General features: G+C 69.8%; 15 protein-coding genes and 1 pseudogene. 8 read left to right on the forward strand and 8 right to left on the reverse strand.

The window, feature by feature from the left end; genetic code table 11:
• Positions 1-31 precede the first annotated feature (31 nt).
• A complete protein-coding gene (locus LRD69_RS10910) occupies positions 32-1,147 on the forward strand; it encodes a Gfo/Idh/MocA family oxidoreductase (RefSeq protein WP_277326374.1) in 1,116 nt (371 codons plus the stop codon).
• Positions 1,144-1,620, forward strand: a complete 477-nt coding sequence (locus tag LRD69_RS10915; RefSeq protein WP_277326375.1) for a heme-degrading domain-containing protein — start codon at positions 1,144-1,146, stop codon at positions 1,618-1,620. Before LRD69_RS10910 ends, LRD69_RS10915 begins: the two co-directional genes overlap by 4 nt.
• 78 nt (positions 1,621-1,698) lie before the next feature.
• Here the strand turns inward: LRD69_RS10915 and LRD69_RS10920 are convergent, their stop codons facing one another.
• The 6 genes from LRD69_RS10920 to LRD69_RS10945 all read right to left on the reverse strand — a co-directional run bounded on the left by LRD69_RS10920 (position 1,699) and on the right by LRD69_RS10945 (position 6,995).
• Complete coding sequence (locus LRD69_RS10920; protein ID WP_277326376.1) at positions 1,699-2,559, reverse strand: fumarylacetoacetate hydrolase family protein; 861 nt, start codon at positions 2,557-2,559, stop codon at positions 1,699-1,701.
• 159 nt (positions 2,560-2,718) lie between these two features.
• Positions 2,719-3,489: a YidC/Oxa1 family membrane protein insertase gene (locus LRD69_RS10925; RefSeq protein WP_277326377.1), complete on the reverse strand. Its 771-nt coding sequence runs from the start codon at positions 3,487-3,489 to the stop codon at positions 2,719-2,721.
• A gap of 130 nt (positions 3,490-3,619) precedes the next feature.
• The gene (locus LRD69_RS10930) at positions 3,620-3,952 is read right to left on the reverse strand and encodes a DUF6412 domain-containing protein (RefSeq protein ID WP_277326378.1); all 333 of its coding nucleotides are present in this window, start codon (positions 3,950-3,952) and stop codon (positions 3,620-3,622) included.
• A gap of 487 nt (positions 3,953-4,439) precedes the next feature.
• Positions 4,440-6,020, reverse strand: coding sequence for a sodium:solute symporter family protein (locus LRD69_RS10935; RefSeq protein WP_277326379.1), 1,581 nt, complete (start codon positions 6,018-6,020; stop codon positions 4,440-4,442).
• Positions 6,017-6,175, reverse strand: a complete 159-nt coding sequence (locus tag LRD69_RS10940) for a DUF3311 domain-containing protein (protein WP_078852680.1) — start codon at positions 6,173-6,175, stop codon at positions 6,017-6,019. Before LRD69_RS10940 ends, LRD69_RS10935 begins: the two co-directional genes overlap by 4 nt.
• Positions 6,176-6,230: 55 nt before the next feature.
• Positions 6,231-6,995 (reverse strand): class E sortase, encoded by a 765-nt coding sequence (locus LRD69_RS10945; protein ID WP_277329689.1) that lies wholly within the window; start codon positions 6,993-6,995, stop codon positions 6,231-6,233.
• 108 nt (positions 6,996-7,103) lie between these two features.
• Here LRD69_RS10945 and LRD69_RS10950 point away from each other — a divergent pair, with 108 nt between their 5' ends.
• The 3 genes from LRD69_RS10950 (at position 7,104) to LRD69_RS10960 (ending at position 13,271) form a co-directional block, all read left to right on the forward strand.
• Positions 7,104-8,102 carry an SEC-C domain-containing protein gene (locus tag LRD69_RS10950; protein ID WP_277326381.1) on the forward strand — a complete coding sequence of 333 codons (999 nt, stop codon included), beginning with the start codon at positions 7,104-7,106 and terminating at the stop codon, positions 8,100-8,102.
• A gap of 359 nt (positions 8,103-8,461) precedes the next feature.
• Positions 8,462-9,892, forward strand: a complete 1,431-nt coding sequence (locus tag LRD69_RS10955) for a selenium-binding protein SBP56-related protein (protein ID WP_277326382.1) — start codon at positions 8,462-8,464, stop codon at positions 9,890-9,892.
• Between the two features lie 238 nt (positions 9,893-10,130).
• Positions 10,131-13,271 carry a DUF3427 domain-containing protein gene (locus LRD69_RS10960; protein WP_277326384.1) on the forward strand — a complete coding sequence of 1,047 codons (3,141 nt, stop codon included), beginning with the start codon at positions 10,131-10,133 and terminating at the stop codon, positions 13,269-13,271.
• Between the two features lie 135 nt (positions 13,272-13,406).
• Here LRD69_RS10960 and LRD69_RS10965 read toward each other — a convergent pair whose 3' ends face one another.
• The gene (locus tag LRD69_RS10965) at positions 13,407-15,077 is read right to left on the reverse strand and encodes a cellulase family glycosylhydrolase (RefSeq protein ID WP_277326385.1); all 1,671 of its coding nucleotides are present in this window, start codon (positions 15,075-15,077) and stop codon (positions 13,407-13,409) included.
• 213 nt (positions 15,078-15,290) lie between these two features.
• Here LRD69_RS10965 and LRD69_RS10970 point away from each other — a divergent pair.
• Both LRD69_RS10970 and LRD69_RS10975 read left to right on the forward strand, forming a co-directional pair.
• Positions 15,291-15,407, forward strand: a pseudogene (locus tag LRD69_RS10970) (LLM class F420-dependent oxidoreductase); the annotation flags it as partial.
• A gap of 29 nt (positions 15,408-15,436) precedes the next feature.
• Complete coding sequence (locus LRD69_RS10975; RefSeq protein ID WP_277326386.1) at positions 15,437-16,675, forward strand: hypothetical protein; 1,239 nt, start codon at positions 15,437-15,439, stop codon at positions 16,673-16,675.
• A 67-nt stretch (positions 16,676-16,742) separates the two neighbouring features.
• Here LRD69_RS10975 and LRD69_RS10980 read toward each other — a convergent pair whose 3' ends face one another.
• Entirely contained in the window at positions 16,743-17,756 is a 1,014-nt protein-coding gene (locus LRD69_RS10980; protein WP_277326387.1) for a hypothetical protein, read from the reverse strand.
• Between the two features lie 468 nt (positions 17,757-18,224).
• On the opposite strand from LRD69_RS10980, the gene LRD69_RS10985 reads away from it, so the two are divergent.
• Complete coding sequence (locus LRD69_RS10985) at positions 18,225-21,938, forward strand: S8 family serine peptidase (protein ID WP_277326389.1); 3,714 nt, start codon at positions 18,225-18,227, stop codon at positions 21,936-21,938.
• Positions 21,939-21,946: the final 8 nt, after the last annotated feature.

Genomic DNA, 21,946 nt, shown 5'->3' on the forward strand with positions numbered 1-21,946 from the left:
CTTTGGCAACAGCGTTGCTTAAGTGGATTGCATGACTGGCATCACGACTCCCCTCCGCGTCGGACTCGTCGGCTACGGCCTGGCGGGCTCCGTCTTCCACGCCCCGCTGATCGCCGCGACCGAGGGGCTCGTCCTCGACACGGTCGTCACGTCGAACGAGGAGCGGCGGGCGCAGGCCCGCGCCGAGTTCCCCGACGTCACCTTCGCCGCATCGCCGGACGAGCTCTGGGCCCGTGCGGACGGCCCCGACGCGCTCGACCTGATCGTGATCGCCTCCCCCAACAGGACCCACGTCCCGATCGCGACGGCCGCGCTCAAGGCCGGCCTGCCGGTCGTCGTGGACAAGCCGATCGCCGGCACGGCCGCCGAGGCGCGCGAGCTCGCCGCGTTGGCCGAGGAGCGCGGCCTGCTGCTCTCGGTGTTCCAGAACCGCCGCTGGGACAACGACTTCCTGACCCTCGCCCGGCTGATCGCGGACGGCGAGCTCGGTGACGTGCAGCGCTTCGAGTCCCGTTTCGAGCGGTGGCGCCCGCAGCTGAAGGGCGGCTGGCGCGAGTCGGGCGACCCGCAGGAGATCGGCGGGCTGCTGTACGACCTGGGCAGCCATGTCGTCGACCAGGCGCTCATGCTCTTCGGCCCGGCCGTGCAGGTGTACGCGGAGACCGACGCGCGTCGGCCCGGCTCCGCCACCGACGACGACACCTTCCTCGCGCTCACCCATGCGAACGGGGTCCGCTCGCATCTGTACGTCAGCGCCACGACCGCCCAGCTCGGCCCGCGATTCCGGGTGCTCGGCTCGAAGGCCGGTTATGTGAAGCACGGGCTGGACCCGCAGGAGGCCGCCCTGCGCGACGGTCTCCGCCCGTCCGCCGACGGCGGCTGGGGCGAGGAGCCCGAGGAGCTGTGGGGACGCATCGGTTCGGGCGAGTCGCCGCTGACGGGTGGCGGCGCCCCGGTCCGTACCCTGCCGGGTGACTACCCCGCGTACTACGCGGCGGTCGCTGACGCGGTGCGCGGCAAGGGTGACAATCCGGTGACGGCCCTGCAGGCCGCCGCCGCCCTCGACGTCCTGGAGGCCGCCCGCCGCTCGGCCCGCGAAGGCGTCACCGTAACCCTGCCCACCGTTTCCGAGGAGCAGACCGCATGAACCCCACCGCTCCGACCATCTCCGAGCTCATCGCCCAGGAGCGCCGGCTGACGCTGCCGCATTTCAGCTACGACGACGCGTACGCGCTCGGCGGCCTGCTCGTCTCCATGGCCCGGGAGCGGCACGCACCGGTCGCGATCGACATCCGGCGCGGTGCCCAGCAGCTGTTCCATGCCGCGCTGCCCGGTTCCAGCGCGGACAACGACGCGTGGATCGACCGCAAGCGCAAGGTGGTCGAGCGGTACGGCGAGAGCTCGTACCTGGTCGGGACGCGGTTCCGGGCGAAGGGGACGACGTTCGATGACTCCTCGCGGCTGGACCCGGACACGTATGCCGCGCACGGCGGTTCGTTCCCGATCGCGGTCGAGGGCGCGGGCGTGATCGGCTCGGTCACGGTCTCGGGTCTGCCGCAGGCGGACGACCACGCACTGGTCGTCGAGGCGCTGGAACGGTTCGCCACCTCGATCGTCTGATGGCATGCAGGAGGGGTGGGGCGCTGCCGGTGCAGCACCCCACCCCTCCGATCTTTGAGCAGAAGAGTGGCCGGGCGGCTACGCGTCCTTGAGCTCCTGCCGCTGCCGCCCCAGCCCCTCGATCTCGAGCTCGACGACGTCGCCCGCCTTCAGATACGGCTTGGGCTCCGGCTGCCCCAGGGCCACCCCGGCCGGCGTGCCGGTGTTGATGACATCGCCCGGGTACAGCGTCATGAAGTGGCTGAGGTAGCGCACGACCTCGCCCACCGAGAAGATCTGGTCGGCGGTCGTGCCGTCCTGCTTCAGCTCGCCGTTGACCCAGAGCCTCAGCGGCAGCGCCTGCGGGTCGGGCACCTCGTCGGCCGTCACCAGCCAGGGCCCCAGCGGGTTGAACGTCTCGCAGTTCTTGCCCTTGTCCCAGGTGCCGCCGCGCTCGATCTGGAACTCGCGCTCGGAGACGTCGTGCGCGACCGCGTACCCGGCGACGTGGCCGAGAGCCTCCTCGGCGGAGTCCAGGTAGCGGGCGGTGCGGCCGATGACGACGGCGAGCTCGACCTCCCAGTCGGTCTTACGGCTGCCGCGCGGCACCAGCACGGTGTCCTCGGGTCCGACGACGGTGTCCGGGGCCTTGAAGAAGAGGATCGGCTCGTCCGGTATCGCCGCGCCGGTCTCGGTGGCGTGATCGTGGTAGTTCAGCCCGATGCACACGATCTTGCCGATCCGGGCGAGCGGCGGCCCGACCCGGAGCCCGGCGGCGTCGAGTACGGGCAGCTCGCCGGGCGCGGCCGCGGCGGCCCGTACGCGGGCCAGCGCGGGCTCCTCGGCGAGCAGGTCGCTGTCGATGTCGGTGACGACGCCCGACAGGTCACGCAGCGTGCCGTCCTGGTCCAGCAGCGCCGGTCGTTCCGCACCTGCCGTACCCACGCGAAGCAGCTTCAACGGTCTGTCTCCCCTTGGTCGAGATCGGGCCCGTCGGATGGGTGGCGGCCATCGCAGGCTTGGCCGATCCTCCAAGACATCGGATCACTCCGCAAGACCCTGTTCACACACTGGACCGGCCCGCTCGCGGTGCCGATTGCGCGGCGGTGGCCCTGCCCCTTACGCCGCGGTGGCCATGGCGGCACCCGCGGCCGGCATGTCGCGGTAGAGAACGGTCCGCTCGACCGCGGTCCAGGTGGTGCTCGTGACGATGTAGAGCGCGGCGGCGAGCGGCACGTACGCGACCGAGACCAGCGTGAAGAAGGACATCAGCGGCATCAGTTTCGTCATCGCGCCCATGCCCGGCACCGGCTGCCCGTCGGGCCCCGTGGCGGAAGGGGTGGGGGCGGCGGCGAGCTGACGCTTCGTACGCCGGTAGTTGAAAGTCGCGACGGCGGCGACGATCGCGAAGAGACCGAGATAGACGACGCCCTGCGCACCGAACAGCCCGCCGTGCGCGAGCGCGTTGTGCCAGCGCTCGCCGAGCGGGGCGCCGAAGAGCTCGTGGCTGAGCAGCGCGTTGGGGTCGCCGCCGATCTTCTGGCTGGAGAAGAGGTGGTAGAGCAGGAAGAAGGCGGGCATCTGGAGAAGGCTGGGCAGGCAGCCCGACAGCGGCGAGACCTTCTCCTCCTTGTGCAGTTCCATGAGCGCCTTCTGCATGCGCTCGGGGTTCTTGCCGTGCTTCTTGCGCAACTCGGCGATCTGCGGCTGGAGCCTGGTGCGGGCCTTCTGCCCGCGCGCCGCGGCCCGCGACAGCGGGTGCACGGCGAGCCGCACCAGCGCCGTGAAGAGGACGATCGCGGCAGCGGTGGCGGCGCCCTGGAAGAGCGGGTGGAGCAGATCGGCGAAGGCGCCGACCAGACTGGCGAAAGCGGACATGAAGACGGACATGGATGAGCCCTCCGGGGGTCTCGTCGTGCCGGGGAAGAGAGTTCTGGCTCGGCATGACGGCCCGCGTGGGCGGGGTCCGCCGGGTACGCGAATGCGCGCGTACCCGGGCAGGAGAAGGTGGGCGAAGTCCCTACGCGGCCGTCAGGAGGGCACGGCCGGGGGCTCGGGGCCGCCTGCGTCCCTTGGCGTCGGGGTCGCGCTGCGGCAGGAACGCGGTGCGTTTCTCGCGGTCGCGCATGGCGGTACGGACCCGGGTGCGGGGCACCGGGGCTGCGCAGCGGGCGCTGATGACCGAGCAGGCGACGAGTGCGGAGCCGGCGGCAGCAGTGGCGGCGAGCGCGACCGCGGCGGAGAGGCTGCCGCCCTCGGCGAGGAGGACTTCGACGAGGAGGAAGAGCAGGAGTCCGACGGGGCGGGGCAGCTGGGTGATGCCATCGCGCAGACGGTTCATGCTGCTGCTCATCGGCCCTCCCCCGCTCACATCTCGGTCGCTCGGTCTTCCGGGTGCGCGCATGCGGCCCTCCAGCCGTTATACACGATGCCATCGGGAGGGGGCCCGGCGTCGAACCGGCCCGGCCTCCGGCGGCCAGCGCCGATCGGCGCGGTGCGAGCAGGGCGCGGCCGACCGGATGGCCGGGGTCCGGGGCGGGCCCGTCGCCCGGCCGGATCTCGATGTTCCCGGGCGGTACGGCCCGGGCGCGGACCGGGCCGTTGCCGTACCCCCGGCGCCGTACCGCACGCGGCATGGCGAAGAGCCGCACCGGGCGCGTGTCGCGGTGGTGCTCGCTGCCCCGCACGCCGAGGGGGCGGATGACCCGCCGAAGGGCCCTGCCGCTGTCGGCGAGGAGGCGTTCGTCACACGGCCGGGGCTGTTGTCGGCGGCACCGGGCCCGGACGCGGCGAAACGGTGCCGCTCCCGGTCGTGACGGCCCTGGTGGCGACGGTGGGCGTCACCCTTCCACGGGACCGCCGCCCGCCTCGCGGGCACCCGCCCCGACGAGCTCCGGATCCCCGGCCGCCTCCGTGCCTCGGGCCCTCCCCGCTTCGTACACCACGTCCGCTTCGTCGCGCGCGAGCACATCGCTGTCCGGGCGGTCGTCGTGCTCGCGCGGACCGGCGTACGTCACCGCGAGCGCGACGGCGAGGTTGGCGCCGAGCGCGACGATGCCCGCGTTCACGCCCCACACCGGATCGTGCTCGGTAAACACGAACCCGCAGACCACCCCCACGCCCACGACCAGCCCGGCCATCGCGCCGAGCAGCGTCAGCCGTCGCCACATCAGCCCCAGAAGCACCATGGGAAGCAGCTGCGCCATTCCCTCGTACGAGATGAGAGAGAGCCGCACCAGTGTGTTCGGCGCGGTGTACGTCAGCACAAGCGCGATCGCACCCGCGACCACGACGACGGTCTGCGCGGCGCCCTTCTGCCGCTGCTGCCAGCGCGGCACGAGCGAGAGCACGCTCCGTCCCCACATGGTGCCGATGACGAGCATGAAGACGGCCATGGGCACGATCGACGACAGCGCGGCCGCCACCCCGATGATGCCGACGGCCCAGGCGGGCAGCGAGTCCACGACGAGCCTGAAGAGCGCGAGGTTGGACTCGGCTCCGACGAGCCCCGGCACGACGAAGAGGGCGGCCATGCCGAGCAGCATCGGGACGAAGAGCAGCACGTTGTACGCCGGCAGCCACATCGCGTTGCGGCGCAGGACGTCGGCGTTCTTCGCACCGAGGTATCCGGCGACGGTGGTCGGGAAGATCACCACGGTGAGGGAGTTGAGGAACGAGGTGGTGATGAACCAGGCCTGCCCGAGCCCGCTGCCGCCGTGCCCGGGGAAGGTCAGCCACTCGCCCTTCTCGGTGACGAGCCGGTCGAGGAAGGGCCCGTACCCGTCGAAGTAGTGCAGGGGTACGTAGCAGGCGAGGAACCCGAGCGTGGCGATCACCAGCACGTCCTTGAGCACGGACACCCAGGCGCTGCCGCGCAGCCCGCTGACCACGACGAATCCGGTGGTGACGGCGAAGGCGACGAAGTAGGCCCAGTTCAGGCTGATGGCGCCGTACGAGATGGTGGAGACGACGACGCCCATGCCGGTGATCTGGAGCTGGATGTACGGCAGCAGGAACACGGTCGCGAGGACCGCGACGAGGGCGCCGAGCCAGGGACGCCCGAAGCGGTGCGCGACCATGTCGGTGATCCCGACGAGCCCGTGCCGGCGCGCGTACGCCCAGAGCATCGGCCCGACCACGTACCCGACGGCGTAGCCGCAGGACATGTACGCCACCACATAGAGCACGGGCGCCCCGTAGTTGTAGCCCCAGCCGGCAGCCCCGAGATAGCTGAAGCTGGTGTAGCCCTCACCGGCCATCAGCACCCAGATGAAGACGGTCCCGAGACTGCGCCCGCCGACGGACCACTCGGCGAGCCCGCCACGGCCCTTGCCCCCGCGGCCTCGCACGGCCAGGAGCCCGAGTACGACGGTGGCCACCATGAAGACCCCGAAGACGGAGGTCGCGACCGCGGCGTTCACCGGCGGTCCCCTCGCCGGGTCAGCCACACCGCGACGGGTGTCAGCAGGGTCGCCCCGAGCAGCCACACGAAGAGGAACGGCAGTCCGAGGACGACGGGACGGACCCGGTTCACGAACGGCAGCGCCCCCAGGTACAGCACGTAGGGAACCAGCAACCACAACAACTGCGGACGTCGACTGAGCACGTCGGAAGAGCTTAGTGACCCGCCACTAGCGACCCCGCACCCCCGTCAGCCTCCCCCAGACGACCAGGCGGTACCGGGAGGTGAATTCGGGCGTGCACGTGGTCAGCGTCACATAGGAACCGGGCTCGCTGTACCCGACGGCGGGCTTCAGATTGCTGCGTGGCACGGCGGCGACGACCCCGCTGTCCCGGGCGGCGGTCTGCGCCAGCGTCTTGTCGACGACGTACGTGTAGACGTGCTCCCGGGTCTCGACGGTGATCCGGTCACCGCGCCGCAGCCGGTTGATGTAGCGGAACGGTTCGCCGTGGGTGTTGCGATGCCCGGCGAGCGCGAAGTTCCCGGTGGCGCCGGGCTGCGCGGTGCGCGGGTAGTGCCCGACGTACCCCTTGTCGAGGACACCGCTCTTGCTGATGCCCTGGGCGACGGGGGCGATGAGCCCGAGACGCGGGATGCGCAGGACGGCATAGGCCTGGTCCCAGCGGGGCGCGGCAGCCGCCGTCGCGGGCGCCGCACCCGCCCGCGAGCGCCCGCCCCCCTTCCCTTCGTCCGCATCCGCGTCCTCCTGCGCCGGGGCGGACGGAACAACCGGGTCCCCGCCCCACTCCTGCCCCCACTCCTGCTCCAGGGACTGCACGGTGTGCCGGGCATCGGCCCTGGCCTGCCGGTTGGTCCACCACAGCTGATGGACGACGAGGAGCAGCAGCACCACACCGAGCGTGACCACCGCCTCGGCGCCCGCCCAGAGCCCGCGCGCGGCGACGCGCCGCCCGCGCCGGCGGCGCTGCACCATGACCGGTATCCGCTCGCTCACGGCCCGCACGATAAGGGCATGACCCGTAACTCTCCAGGGTCGGAACAACCCTCCGTGCAGCCGCCGTACAGCAGTACGGTGTGGTTCATGCGCCCCGACACGCCTGCTGACCACATTGCCGAAGCCGAGCGCCTGCTGCGCACGGCGGCGCAGTACCCCGACGACCGGGAACCGCTGCACCTGAGGGCCGCAGCCCACCTGGAACTCGCCGGCGAACGCGCCCGCGCCGCCACCCTCTACGACGAACTCCTCGCCACGAGCACCGCCGACCCGCACCTGATCAAGGCCCTTAAGGCCTCGAACCTCTGGGAGTACGGCCACGAGGCCGAGGCCCGCGCCATCATCGAAGGCATCCGCACGGCCGGCCCCCTCGAAGCGGGCCCCTGGCAGATCGCGGCCGAGACCCTGGAATCGCACGACGAGCTGGAGTCGGCCCACGACTACTTCACGACCGCGCTGACTCTGCTCCTGACACCCGGCGAGGAAGTCCCGTACGCCACCCAGTCCCTGCTGACCGGCCGCCACCGCGTACGCCGCCTGCTGGGTGTCGAGCACGACGTCTGGGACGAACTGACCGACACGCTCCACACCTCCACGGTCCCGCTGGACGAGCTCCACGACCCGAAGCGGCTGTGGTCACTGGGCTCCTCCGACCCGGGCGAGCTCCAGGCCGAGATCACCCGCCTCCGCGCCGAACTGGGCACCTACCGCACCGCGCTCTCCCGCCCGTTCCCGGTGGCGGTCCTGCACTGGACGGAACCGGAACTGAACGAGCTCACCGCCGCGTACCCCACCCTGAGCGCGGAGTACCCCTCCCACACCGACCACCTCGCCGACCTGGAAGCCGCCCTCCGCGACCTGCACTCCGCGGGCACCCCGAACCTGGGCATCGTCACGGGCACGGTCCCCTCGTACGAGGCCTTCGCCGCCTCGGAAGCCGCGTCCCCGTCCGACCCGAACCTCCTCCCCCAGTACGCCACGACGCTCGCCGCCCGCGGGCGCGCGGTGCCGTGGCCGCCGGCCCGCAACGCGGCTTGCTGGTGCGGGTCGGGGCGGGCTTATCGGGAGTGTCACGGGGTCGCGTAGCAACCCGGGAAGGCCACCACACCGTTGAAGGGCCCCTCCGAATCCTCCACCCGGATCGGGGCCCTTCTCCTGCGTCTGTAGCCGGCTTTCAGCACACGAAACAAGAAGCTGTGGGCAGGCCGTGCCGGAAGGTCCGGCCGCGCTCCGCGCCGCCGCTCACGGGGGTGCCGGAGACGAGCCGCACACTGCGGCCGGTCCACGCGCCCGTGCTGCCGCCATGGCAGTGCTCCGGGGGCTGTGAAACGCTGAATTCATGGCATCGATGTCCGGCGTCTGCCCATCGACCTCGAACGGCTGAGCCCGGCTGCCTGTCGGGAGTCCCACGGATCCAGGCTCCCGTTCGGGAGAACGGAAAAGCCATGACGACGACCGACCGCGCTCACGACCGCGACGATCACAGCGACCCCACCTTGTACCGCACTCCGGCGGACGCGGTCGCCGCGCCCCCGGAAGTGCTCGCCTATGTGGTCGGGTTCGACCCGACCGCACAGCGCGCGGACGCGCTGTTCACGGTCGGCACCGACCCCGAATCTCCCGTGTACGGCCGCGTGACCTCCCACGTCGAGCTGCCCGGCCTGGGCAACGAACTGCACCACTTCGGCTGGAACGCCTGCTCGAGCGCGCTGGCGCATGCCGGTCATCATCACGCTGCGCGGCGCTACCTGATCGTTCCGGGACTGCGCTCCTCCCGGCTGCATGTCTTCGACACCGGCCCCGATCCCGCCCGCCCCCGCCTGGTCAGGACGGTCGAGGCCGAGGAGTTGGCCGCCAAGGCCGGGTACTCGCGTCCGCACACACTCCACTGCGGCCCCGACGGAATGTTCTTGTCCTGCCTGGGCGGCGCGGACGGTGCGGACGGGCCCGGCGGCGTCGCTCTGCTGGACCACGAAAGCTTCGAAGTGCTGCGCGCCTGGGAGAGCGACCGCGGACCGCAGCGGTTGGCTTACGACGTCTGGTGGCATCTGCGCCAGAACATCGCCGTGACCAGCGAGTGGGGGAGCCCCTCGATGGTCGAGGACGGTCTTGTCCCCGAACTGCTACTGGGCCGCCAGTACGGCCACTCACTGCACTTCTGGGAGCTGGACTCCGGACGGCACCTGCAACGCGTCGATCTGGGGGATGAGAACCAGATGGTGCTGGAGCTGCGTCCCGCGCACGACCCCGAGGCGACGTGGGGATTCACCAACACCGTGGTCGACGTGGAGGACCTGTCGGCGTCCGTGTGGCTGTGGAATCGAGAGGGCGAGCACTTCGTGGTCCGCAAGGTGATCACCATCCCTGCCGAGCCCGCGCAGACGGAGGACCTGCCCCCGGCGCTGCAGCCGTTCGGCGCCGTGCCCCCACTCATCACCGACATCGACCTGACGGTGGACGACCGGTGGCTGTACGTATCCGCATGGGGAACCGGCGAGCTGCTCCAGTACGACGTGAGCGACCCGTTCCATCCGAGGCAGACCTCGTCCGTGCGTCTTGGCGGCGTCGTCGGCCGACAGCCGTTTCCCGCCGAGCCGGACATTCCGCTGACCGGCGGAGCCCAGATGGTCGAACTCAGCCGTGACGGGCGGCGCGTGTACCTGACGAACTCCCTGTACTCCGCCTGGGACGCGCAGCTCTATCCCGCGGGCATCGACCCCTGGATGATCAAACTGGACGCCGACCCCGCGCACGGCGGGCTCTCCGTCGACAGCCGCTTCTTCCCGCACGGCGCGGACTTCCTCGGCTTGCGCGTGCACCAGACGCGCTTGCAAGGCGGCGACGCCTCCTCGGATTCGTACTGCTACCGCCACTGACTGCTCATGCTCCGCCGGCGCCCGAGGCGGCTGCCGCCCCGGTTCCGAAGAGCGTCGTCCAAGAACCGGCCGCCCGACGACAGAGCACCGCGCACCCGGAAGGTGCAGCGCATCGAAAGCCCAGCCACATGCGCGCAAGACATCACGCACCTCGCTGAAGTGGTCGACGAAGTCCTGGTCAGTCAGTGCTGCTTGATACAACTGCATGCACAGCTGACGATTCGAGGGGGACTCGGCCATGCCCAACGACCTTGCAGGCGACACAGCTCCGGTCGCTGGGCTCTACGAGACACTGATCACCCGCCGCCTCGAAGAGCGTATGAAACATCTCGATACCTCGGGCAGGCGCTCCATCGATGAAACAGTCGGCCCGGAATCTGCACCCCACGTGCTGTCGCGCCACATCGGGAATGTCGTGCGGCAGGTCCTCCAGGGCCTCTCACCTGCGGAGCAGGTGATCGCCGCCAACCACATCCTGGAGTCCCTCAATACCATCGAAGGTGCAACCGAGTGGGTCGATCTCGTCATGGAGGGCCCCAGACAGCTGCTTGCCGTCGCGGAGCAAGAGGCTCCCGGCGTCTACGCGATTCGCCCCGCTACGCCGCTCTCCGAGACGGCGCTCCTCACCAATTCACCTGACGACCCGAGCCTGGGCTTTGAGCTGCGGGCCGAATTGGCCACAGCGGACCGTGTCGATCTGCTCTGCGCCTTCGTGAAGTGGCACGGACTCCGCGTCCTTGAGCAGTCACTCGCCTCCGCACGCGATCGCGGTGTCCCCATCCGCGTACTGACGACGACCTACATCGGCGCCACGGAACGTCGCGCGCTGGATCGCCTGGTCCGCGAGTTCGGTGCCGAGGTGAAGGTGAATTACGAACTCCGCTCAACCCGTCTCCACGCCAAGGCATGGCTGTTCCGCCGCGACAGTGGTTTCGACACGGCATACGTAGGCAGCTCGAACCTCTCCAAGGCTGCCCTGCTCGATGGGCTCGAGTGGAACGTGCGACTGTCGTCCGTCGCCACGCCGTCCGTCCTGCGCAAGTTCGAGGCAACCTTCGACGCGTACTGGAGCGAGCGCTCCTTCGAGTCGTACGACCCGGACATCGACGCACAGCGACTCGACGATGCCCTGTCACACGCTGGCGGATCCAACCGGAACGGTGCTCCAACCCTCTCGCTCTCGGGACTTGAGGTCCGTCCCTATCCGCACCAGCGCGACATGCTCGAACGCCTCCAGGTGGAACGCACCGTCCACGGCCGGAACCGTAATCTCCTGGTAGCGGCGACGGGCACCGGCAAGACCGTGATGGCAGCACTGGACTACAAGCGCCTGCGACAGACATGGGGACGCGATCCGCGCTTGCTCTTCGTAGCTCACCGCCAGGAGATCCTGGAACAGTCCCTGCGCGTCTACCAGAACGTGCTGATTGACGCGAACTTCGGCGAACTCTTCGTCGGCGGAGAGATCCCCGACACATGGACACATGTCTTTGCCAGCGTCCAGTCGCTCAACTCACGTGCACTGGACCGCTTTTCACCGGAACACTTTGATGTCATCGTGATCGACGAGTTCCACCACGGCACGTCTCCTACCTACCGCCGGATACTGGATCACTTCGAACCGCAGGAACTCCTGGGGCTCACCGCCACCCCGGAACGCATGGATGGACTCAACATCCAGGACGAGTTCTTCGAGGGACGGATCGCAGCGGAGATGCGCCTCTGGGAAGCTCTCGAAAACGACCTGCTCAGCCCGTTCCATTACTTCGGCGTCACCGACAACACCGACATGAGCGCCATTACGTGGAAGCGGGGATCGTACGACTCCACGGCCCTGAGCAACCTCTTCACCGGCAACGACGCACGGGCCAGACTCGTCGTGCAGGCCGTAAGGGACAAGGTTGCCGATCCGGGCACGATGCGCGCCTTGGGGTTCTGCGTGTCGGTGGCCCACGCAGTCTTCATGGCCGACTTCTTTCGCCGGGCCGGCCTCAACGCCGTCGCGTTGTCCGGCGAGACGCCACGCCATGAGCGCAAAGACGCCCTTGCACAACTCAAGGCCGGAACGCTCCAAGTCATCTTCTCCGTCGACCTGTTCAACGAGGGGCTCGACATCCCCGATGTCGACACTCTGCTCCTCTTGCGCCCCACGTCCAGTGCCACCGTGTTCCTCCAGCAACTGGGACGAGGATTGCGCCGGACCGAGGACAAGGCCGTCCTCACTGTTTTGGACTTCATCGGTCAGCACCGTAAGGAGTTCCGCTTCGAGGAACAGTTCCGCGCGCTGACCAACCTCACCCGCAATCGTCTGCTCACCAACATCGAGCACGACTTTCCGCAGTTGCCATCTGGCTGCCAGATCATCCTTGAGACCAAAGCCAAGGAGCTGATCATTGACAACATCCGCAGCCAGATCAGCGTCAATGTCACTCAGCTCGCCCGTGAGGTCGCCGCGTACGCCGAGCCACGGCTCGCCGATTACCTCAAGGAAAGCGGTCGCGAACTCAAGGAGCTCTACCGAGGCAACGGGAACTCATGGACGGGGCTGCTCCGCCGCGCCAAGCTCCTCGCCGAGACCGGGCCAGCGGGCGAAGAAGCGCTACTCAAGCGCATGTCAGCGTTCCTCCACGTCGATGACCCGCTCCGAGTCGCCGCATACAGCAAGCTCCTCGCCGACGACGCCCCCACGTACGAAGAGCTGAGCGTCCAGGACCAGGCCTACGCCCGGATGTTCTTCTTCTCCCTGTGGCCGTTGGGCGGCGACTTCAACGACTACCAGGGCGGCTTCGACACCCTTCGCCCCCAGCACGCGTTCCGTGACGAGCTCAGCCAGGTCCTCGCACACGTCCTGGACCAGGCCGACCACGTGCCCGTCGCGCTCCTCGGCAGCCACGCGAGCCTGCCGCTGACCGTCCACGCCTCATACAGCCGTGAAGAGATCCTCCCCGCCTTGGGGCAGTCCGACGTGGGTGGCTTCATGCCTGGGCACTTCCGCGAAGGCGTGAAGTGGTGCGAGACCATCCAGACCGACGCCCTGCTCATCACTCTCGAAAAAGACGAGAAGGACTTCTCCCCGGAGACGCGTTACAAGGACTACGCGCTGAACGAGTCGCTGTTCCACTGGGAGTCCCAGAACCAGACCTCGGAGTCATCCCCCACCGGCGTTCGGTACCGGACCCACAAGGAGAAGGGCACCCACGTCCTGCTCTTCGTCCGCCGTTTCAAGAAGACGGACATCGGCGGGCCGCAGCCGTGGATGCTCCTGGGACCCGCCGAGTACGTGGAGCACAAGGGCAGCAAGCCCATGGCCATCGTCTGGAAGCTCCGACATGAGATTCCTGCGGATGTGTGGACCTACTCAGCGATTGCCGCAGGCTGACCCTCCTTGCAGAGTCATGCCGTGTCCGACCTCGGCCTCCCCGCTGTCGTGATGAGCGTGGGGAGTGCTCGCGGCGAGGACGGCGTGCTGACCGGCGGGGGCGAGTGCCCGCCGCCGGTCAGTGGGACGGCCGGGTCAGGCCGTGGTGCAGTTGGTGCCGCTCAGGGAGAACGCGGTCGGGGCGGTGTTGGTAGCGCCCTTGGCGGCGGTGAAGCCGACGGTGACTGAGCCGCTGGCGGGGATGGTGGTGGTGTAGGAAGCGGGAGCGACGCTCACTGTGTCGCCGTTCTGGGTGGGGACCCCTCCCCACATGTTGGTGACGGTCTGGCCGTTGGCGAAGGCGAAGGAGAGCGTCCAGCCGTTGATGGTGGTGGCGCCGGTGTTGCGGATGATGATCTCGCCCTGGAAGCCGTCGGGCCACTCGCCGACAACGCGGTAGCCGACGGAGCAGCCCACGCCGGGCGTGCTGCCGCCCTTGTCGGTGGTGACGCTCACTGTGGCCGAGCGGGCAGAACGGTTTCCGGCCGCGTCGCGGGCGTAGACGGCGAAGGTGTACGCCGTGTCGGCGGTGAGGCCGGTCACGGTGGCGGTGTTGGTGGCGGAGGCGGCGACCGTGGTCTCGGAGCCCCCTCTGACCCGGACGATGTCGTAGCCGGTGACGCCGACGTTGTCGGTGGCGGCGGTCCAGGTGAGGGTGACGGAGGTGGCGGCCACGGCGGAGGCGGTCGGGGTACCGGCAGTGGACGGGGCCTGAGTGTCGCCGGGGTTGCCGCCTGCGTAGACGGTGGCTTCCCTGGAGGTCTGGGCGATGCCGTTGGCGCCGTTGAAGATGCGCTGGCCCCAGGAGCTGAGCCGGCTGGGGTCGAAGTCGATCGCCAGGTCGAGGATCGGGTCGGTGTTGCCGCTCCAGGACCATGCCAGGTAGCCGAGCCGGAGCTGCTCGGCGGTGGCCATCATGGTGTCCTCGTCCGGGTCGCCGTACTGGTCGGCGGGACCGCCGAACTCGCCGATGAGGATGGGCAGTCCGGCGTCGACGAAGGCATGCAGGTAGTCGGTGACCTTCTGGGCGGTGTTGTAGACGCTGTACATGTGGATCGAGAAGATCAGGTTGCCGGTGGAGTCGGCGTCGTAGACGGACTGGGCGTTGGCGCGCATGACCCCTTGCCAGTCCTGGCCCCAGTTGGGCGCATCCACCATGATCGTGTGCTCGAACCCGGCGCTGCGCAGCTTCTGGACGGCGGAGATCGTGGGCGCGGTCCAGCCCTCGGGGTTGGTGTTGCCCCAGGGCTCGTTGCCGATGTTGATGATGATGTAGTTCTCTTCGCCGGCGAGTACGTCCTTCAGGCTGATCCAGTAGTCGGCGGCATGGTCGAGCGTCCCGGCCGCGGCGTCCTCGCCGTAGCCGGTGGTGTCGTGCACCTCCAGTACGCAGATGAGCCGGTTGGCCTTGCACTGGGTGACGATGCCGGCCACGTCCGCGGGGCTGTTCTTGCTCCAGCGGTAGCCGTCGGAGAGGACGACGCGGACGGTGTTGGCGCCCAACGTCTTGATGTCGGCCAGCGACTGGGTCTCGCCCGGGTACCAGGTGTGGGCGTGGTTGACGCCGCGCATGACGAAGTCGTTGCCGTTGCCTTCGAGTAAGCGGCCGTCACTGATGTGGAGGCCGGTGGCAAGGGCGCCGGCCGACTGGGCGTGGGCTGTGGCCGGGCCGAGGGCGCCGAGAGCGACGATCCCGAGGAGCGTGGCCAGTGCGGCCAGGAGGGCGGTGGCGGGGCTTCTTCGTGTCGTACTTCTTGTTGTTCTCACTGCGACTCCAGAGAGTGAGCGCCAATAAGCCTGAGCATCAGAAGTAACGTGGGAGCGCTCCCATAAAGCCATTATGGCAGGGGCACGTCAAGACATCGCGCACGCTCCGGCGCATGAACGGCCGGTGCGTGTCCGAGCCCCGCCTGGCGACATGGACGACGAGGGCACCCGTCGCGCCCCGAAGGACTGCAGGTCACCGCGGACGCCTCACGTCCCGGCAAGCTCGTGCACCACGCGGGCCTCGGCCTCGGGGAGGTCGTGGTCCAGCTGCCCGTCGCGGGGAAGGCGGAGGCGCTGCAGGCACTCGACGCGCATGTGGAGTGCCTGTAGGGTCCCGGGCTCTGCGAGGGGAGGGGCCGATGCGGCGGAGGAGATCCGGCGGTCCGCTGTGGCTGTCGGCGGCGGCCCTGTTGCTGCTGCTCGGCGGCTGCAGGATCGGCATGTCGGACGACGTTCACCCGCCGCCCCGAGCCGGGGCCTGGAGCATCGACTACATGGGCCCGCCCGGCCACGTGCAGATGGCGGACCTCGCGGCGGTCTCGGCCACCGAGGCATGGGCGGTCACCGAGGAACGGGGGGCGGCGGACAGTTGGAAGCCGGGCCTGCTGCGGCTGCGCGACGGCCGGTGGTCGGCCGTGCAGATCCCCGCGCAGCTGCGGGGACAACCGTGGTTGCGGCTTGCCGCTGCGGGTCCACGCAGCGTGTGGCTCTACCCGGACGCGTGGGGCGGTGTGCCGCCGCAGAAGACCGGCGATATGCCGAGCGGCTCGTGGGAGCGCAGCTCGGCGTTGCGCTGGGACGGCGCCCGCTGGCACCAGGTCCCGCTGGACTTCCCCCCGGTGGACCTCGATGTGGTCTCGCAGGACGACGCCTGGGCACTCGACGCCTCGGGCGCCGCTCGGCAGTGGGACGGCACCCGGTGGCGGACCGTACCGCTGCCGGCCCGCGGCATCGACATCGAGGCGCGAGCTGCGGACGATGTGTGGGTCGCCGGGGACAAGACCTTCGACGACCGGCCCAAGCAGCCCGCGGCGGTCCACTGGGACGGCAGCGGCTGGCAGCTGACCCGCCTGCGCCGCTACCAGGCCCCGTACGACGCCAAGGTGGTCGACAACGGGTCGGTCCTCTGGCGTATCAGCGCGAACTCCGCGGGCGAGGCCTGGGCCCTCGGCGTGCACTCGGTCGTTGACGGGCGCGATGAGGGCCGCGAGGAGCCCCGGGAGGTGGACGAGCGCATCCTGCTGCACTGGAGCGGCACCCGCTGGCAACCGGTGCCCGAACCGCCGCGCTCCTTCAGGGACAAGACCTACGGCCAGGCCGTCCCCGACGGCACCGGGGGCATGCTGCTCGGCGCCTGGGCGTACCGGACCGCGGAGGGCACGTACTTCCGCATCGACGCGCCGCCGAAAACAGAGGGTTGGCAGGAGACCGGCCTTCCACCCCTGCAGCGTCGATGGCTCACGATGGAGGAGGCAGACGTCATCCCCGGGACGCACACCATCCTCGCGGCAGCCGATCTTGTCGGCCACAACAGCATGACGCAGCCGGCCGTCATCCGTCTGACGCTCGACGCGCCCCAGCGTTCTCTCCTCGAGTAACCCCGGGACGACGTCGGCCGCGCCGCAAGTCGCTCGATATCGGAGCTCTACGTGGGGACGGGCACTGTCAGCGCACCTTCTTCAGTTCCGGCGTCCTCGTTCTTGACTGTCCGCCGGGATGTGACTGATTCACTTCGATCTCCGCGAACCGTTCGCGCCACGGGATGTGATCGGGCTCCGGTGCGCGGGCGCCGTAGAAGGTCGCGTGCGCGGCGGACTGGCGGCACGGGGCGCATTCCGTCTCGTCGCCCAGGGGGCGGAAGACGTGTTCCTCACCGGGTGAGGAGCAGACGACCAGGTCGGCGACCGCCGGGAGCTGAGGCGGCGATGGCGGGGCCGGGTGCGCAGGGAGCTTCTGGATGAGGCGGTAGCGCAAGAAGCCGAACGCCGATCGCACGCCGCCTTCCGGACGTTCGGCGAGCAGCGCCTGTCGCAGGTCGGACTCGCTCAGGCCACGCTCCAGCCACTTGACCGCCTCCACAGCCAGTGCGCGGGCCTCACGCAGTCCCAGGTGCAGTTCGCGACGGGTGTGGCGCAGCGAGAGCAGGACCCTTTCCGCGCGCGCCAGTTGGAGGGCGTCTGCTGACCTCGCCGTCGGTTCGGGATCGGGTCCCGCCGTCGGCTCGGCTTCGGAGGGTGGGTGGGGAGTGGTCTTATCACTGTGGTCTTCCACCGGTTCATAGCCACCGACCGTCCGGGCTGCCGGTTCACCGACCGTCGGAATCTGCGTACTCGGTGGCGGAGTGGCGGGCGGCGCCCCTCGCAGGTGTTCTGCCTGCTCATTCGTCAAAGGGGTGTTCGCGACCAGTTGCTCGGTGATCCAGCGGCCTCGGCCGCCCTGAGTTCGCCATTCGTGTACGTACCCATGCGCGACCAGCTGTTCCTTGGCCTTCTGATACGCGCGGCCCTTGATTCCCAGCTTCTTGGCGAGTTCACTCAGGGGCTTGCAGGAGGTGTCTTCAGGCAGGCCTTGGACGTACAGGAGCAGGATCTTCGCGTCACTGCTCAGACGCTGATGGCGCACGACATCGTGCGATGCCTTCGTGAAGCGCTGAGACGGGGCGATAGCATGACGCAGCATTTCCGGTGGCTACTTCCACTGGTGATGAAGGCCCTCGGTTGGTGTTGGCGCACCGCCGGGGGCCGCCCTGTGTGCGCGTGTACACACAGAGCGTGATGATTTCGTCACCGTATCGCACTGCAGCCATCTCCCACCATGCGAACGGGACTTCAAGCCGCACCCTCGGTGCCGGTCAGGCGAGCCGGACCGAGCTGTGGGTCAACCATCCCCGCGTGGGCGGGGACGACCCGCCGGCGGCCAGGGCGACGACGGCCAGCAGCGAACCACGCCGGAGCAGGCAGGGACGACGGTTCAGATTCCGTACTCCGTGATGCGCGCGCTCCCGCATCGCTCCCGAAGGGGTCCCGTTTCCGATGACACAAGTGCGCCACGTCACAAGAACGACAGCAACGGCCTCTTGAGGAGGCAGAAGGTCGGCAAGAGGATCAGGGCCTTCCAGTCTTGTTGGCAGCGCTTGAGGAGTTCGCCTTGCCCAAGGTTCCCATCCCCCGGTCCGGGCCCATCACGCTCGTCGTGGTGGCCGCCCTGGCACTCGGGGTCATGCCGGCCACCGCCGCGATATCCGCGGACCTGGCCAGTCCCGTGCAGCCCACCGCCGCCCACCAGGCACCCGGGGGCATCAGCACGCACACCGTCACCCTGATCACCGGCGACAAGGTGACGATCGGCACCGCCGCCGACGGCACCGCCGTGCGGTCCTTCGAAGGCGTCAACGGAACCACCACAGGTTTCCACCGCGCCGTCATCGACGGCTCGACGTACGTCTATCCCGACGCCGTCCTGCCGTACGTCACCACCGGGAAGCTGGACAAGCAACTGTTCAACGTGACCCGGCTGATCGCCGACGGCTACGACGACGCGCACACCTCCCGGCTGCCGCTGATCGTCCGTTACACCGCCGCCGCCGCGAGGTCCCGGACCCAGCCGAAGGTGGCTGGCTCGACCATCGTCCGCCGGCTGGACAGCATCCAGGGCGCGGCCGTCGCGCAGAACCGCAAGCAGGCTCCGGCGTTCTGGTCCGCGCTCACCGGCGGATCCGGCTCGGCCGCCCGGTCGGCGCACCCCGCCTTCGCGGGGGGTGTCGCCAAGGTCTGGCTCGACGGCAAGGTGAAGGCCGACTTGGCCGACTCGACCGCCCAGATCGGCGCGCAGAAGGTCTGGGCGGAAGGCGACACCGGCAAGGACGTCAAGGTCGCGGTGCTCGACACCGGTGTGGACACCGAACATCCCGACCTCGCCGGGCAGGTCGACGCCACCGCCAGCTTCATCCCGGAAGAGCCGGAGATCACCGACTACCACGGCCACGGCACCCACACCGCCTCGACGATCGCCGGCACCGGCAGCGCCTCCGACGGAAAGGAGCGGGGCGTCTCCTTCGGCGCGCGGCTGGAGATCGGCAAGGTGCTCAACGGCCGCGGCAGCGGCCAGGAGTCCTGGATCATCGCGGGCATGGAATGGGCTGCCCGGGACCAGCAGGCCAAGATCGTCAGCATGAGCCTGGGCGGCGGCGGCGACGCCACCGATCCGATGAGCCAGGCGGTCGACGAGCTCAGCCGTGAGACCGGCGCGCTGTTCGTCATCGCGGCGGGCAACGGAGGCCCGCAGTCCATCGGCAGCCCCGGTGCCGCCGACTCCGCGCTGACCGTCGGTGCCGTGGACTACTCGGACCACCTCGCCAGCTTCTCCAGCACCGGCCCCCGCGGCGGCGACGCCGGGCTCAAGCCCGAGATCACCGCACCGGGCGTCGACATCCTGGCGGCCCGCTCCCAGTACGGGGAGGGCTCCGGGTACTACACGACGATGAGCGGCACGTCCATGGCGACGCCGCACGTCGCGGGCGCCGCCGCGCTGCTGGCCGCCGCCCACCCCGACTGGACCGGCCAGCAGCTGAAGGAGGCGCTCGTCAGCAGCGCCAAGGCCACCCCGTCGTACACCCCCTACGAGGCGGGCAGCGGCCGGGTCGACGCCCTGGCGGCGGTGCACAGCACGGTCTTCGCGACCGCGAGCGCCTTCTCCGGCTTCCACGCGTGGCCCCAGAAGCCCGGTGAGACCGACGTCCGGAAGGTGACGTACACCAACACCGGCGACGCCCCGGTCACTCTGGACCTGGCGATCGACTCCGCCGCCCCGGCGGGTCTGTTCACCCTCTCCGACAGCCGGGTGACCATTCCCGCGCACGACACCGCCACGGTCTCCCTGACCGCGGACCTGGACCGGCTGCCGGCCGACCAGGCGATCAGCGGCATGATCACCGGTACGGACGCCGGCGGCGTGGTCCGTGCCCGCACCCTGATCGGCGTCGCCAAGGAGGGGCAGCGGCAGAACCTGACCATCGTCGCGAAGGACCGGCTGGGCCAGCCGCTCTCGGGCTACGCCATCCTCATCGCGGAGCACACCCTTACGGCGGTCGAGCTCGACGGGTCCGGCACCGGCACCACGCGGCTGCCCGCCGGAAACTACAGCGGATGGCTCATCGCCGACGTGCAGGGCGCCAACGGGCCCCACTCGCGGGGTATGGCGCTGCTCGGTTTCAGCAACGTGACGCTGGACCAGGACCGGACCGTCACTCTGGACGGGCGGAAGGCCCGTCAGATCCTGGCGCGCGTGCCGAAGCAGGGCACCCTTGTCGCGCCGCGGCTGGACGTCCGCCGGACGTGGGTCGGCGGCGGCTCCTTCGAGACCTCCATGCTGCCCGACCCCTCCTACGACAGCATCTGGGCGCTTCCGACCGGCAAGAAGGTCACCGACGGCGAGTTCGAGTTCGGCGCCCGCTTCCGCCTCGAGCAGCCGGCACTGACCGTGGGCACGAAGACGGAGAACTTCGCCGACCCGCTCGTCAAGCGCGCCGCCAAGCCGCTGCCGGCCGGCACCCGGACGCTGACCGCGGTCGACGCCGGTGACGGTTCCGCCGCGGAGCTGGCCCGGCGCAGTGTGCGGGGCAAGGCCGTGGTGGTGCGGGGCAGCAACCCGCGCGGGATCCAGGCGCAGGCGGAGGCCGCCGCGGCCGCGGGCGCGCAGGTGCTGCTGGTCGTCAACGACGGCATCGGTCGCATGCAGCCCTGGGACGAGACGACCTGGAGCCCCGAGAGCCCGGCTCCGCTGACGGTGGCGACCCTCAACGCCGACCAGGGCGCCGACCTGATCGCCGCGATCCAGCGGGGCGAGGACAAGCTGAAGGTCACCTCGCACCCCACCACCGACTACCTCTACGACGTGGTGCACCACTGGTCCGGCGCGGTCCCCGCGGACCCGACCTGGCGGGTGGAGCAGCGCGACCTCGGACGGGTGAACGTCTCGTTCCGCAACTACCGGCCGGGCAAGGCGATGGAGTTCCGCACCGACGTCTGGCGCGGCTGGGCGGTCTCCAACCCGGTGACGGCCCCCGCCCAGGGCGAGCGCACCGACTGGGTCACCGCCGACGCGGACTGGGTCGAGGACGCGATCATCGCTTCCGAGACCATGCAGCACTCGATCGACACCCTGCACTACCCGGCCGGGAAGACCGCGGAGGTCCAGTGGTTCGGACCGATCCAGCGGCCCCGGATGGGTCCGATGGGCTATCAGCCGGTGCGCTACCTCGACGGGATGTACATCCCCGCGCCCAGCTGGGGTGACTCCGGCTCCGGCCACGTCGGCCAGGCGCGCGGCAACTTCGCTGTCAAGGACTGGATGTCGCTCTACCAGGGAGACCGGCAGCTCGACTGGGGCAACAACGAGTGGCTGCCGGTCACCGGGCTCGCCCCCGAGCGGCTGCCCTACCGCCTGGTGCTCGACAACGACCGGGGCTCCTGGGCCAACCCGTACTCCCGGCACACCCTGACGGAGTGGAACTTCACCTCCGCCGCCAGCGGAGCCGAGGCGGCCGAGGCCGTGCCGCTGATCCAGCTCGACTACGGGGTCGACACCGACAAGGCCGGCCGGGCCGACCGGCGCGCCACGCTGACGGTGACGGCCTCGCACCTGCCCGGCACGACCGCCGCGATCGGCAAGCCCTCCCTCGAGGTCTCCTACGACGACGGCAAGACCTGGCAGCGGGCCGACCTGACCCGCTCCGGTGCCGGATGGCAGACGGGCCTGCACGCGCCCAAGTCGGCCGGCTTCGCCACGCTGCGGGTCACCGCCCGGGACAGCGCCGGCAATGACGTCTCGCAGACCATCACCCGGGCCTTCGGCCTGCGCTGACGTCACCT

It is taken from the genome of Streptomyces sp. JH14, assembly GCF_029428675.1.
GTDB lineage: Bacteria > Actinomycetota > Actinomycetes > Streptomycetales > Streptomycetaceae > Streptomyces.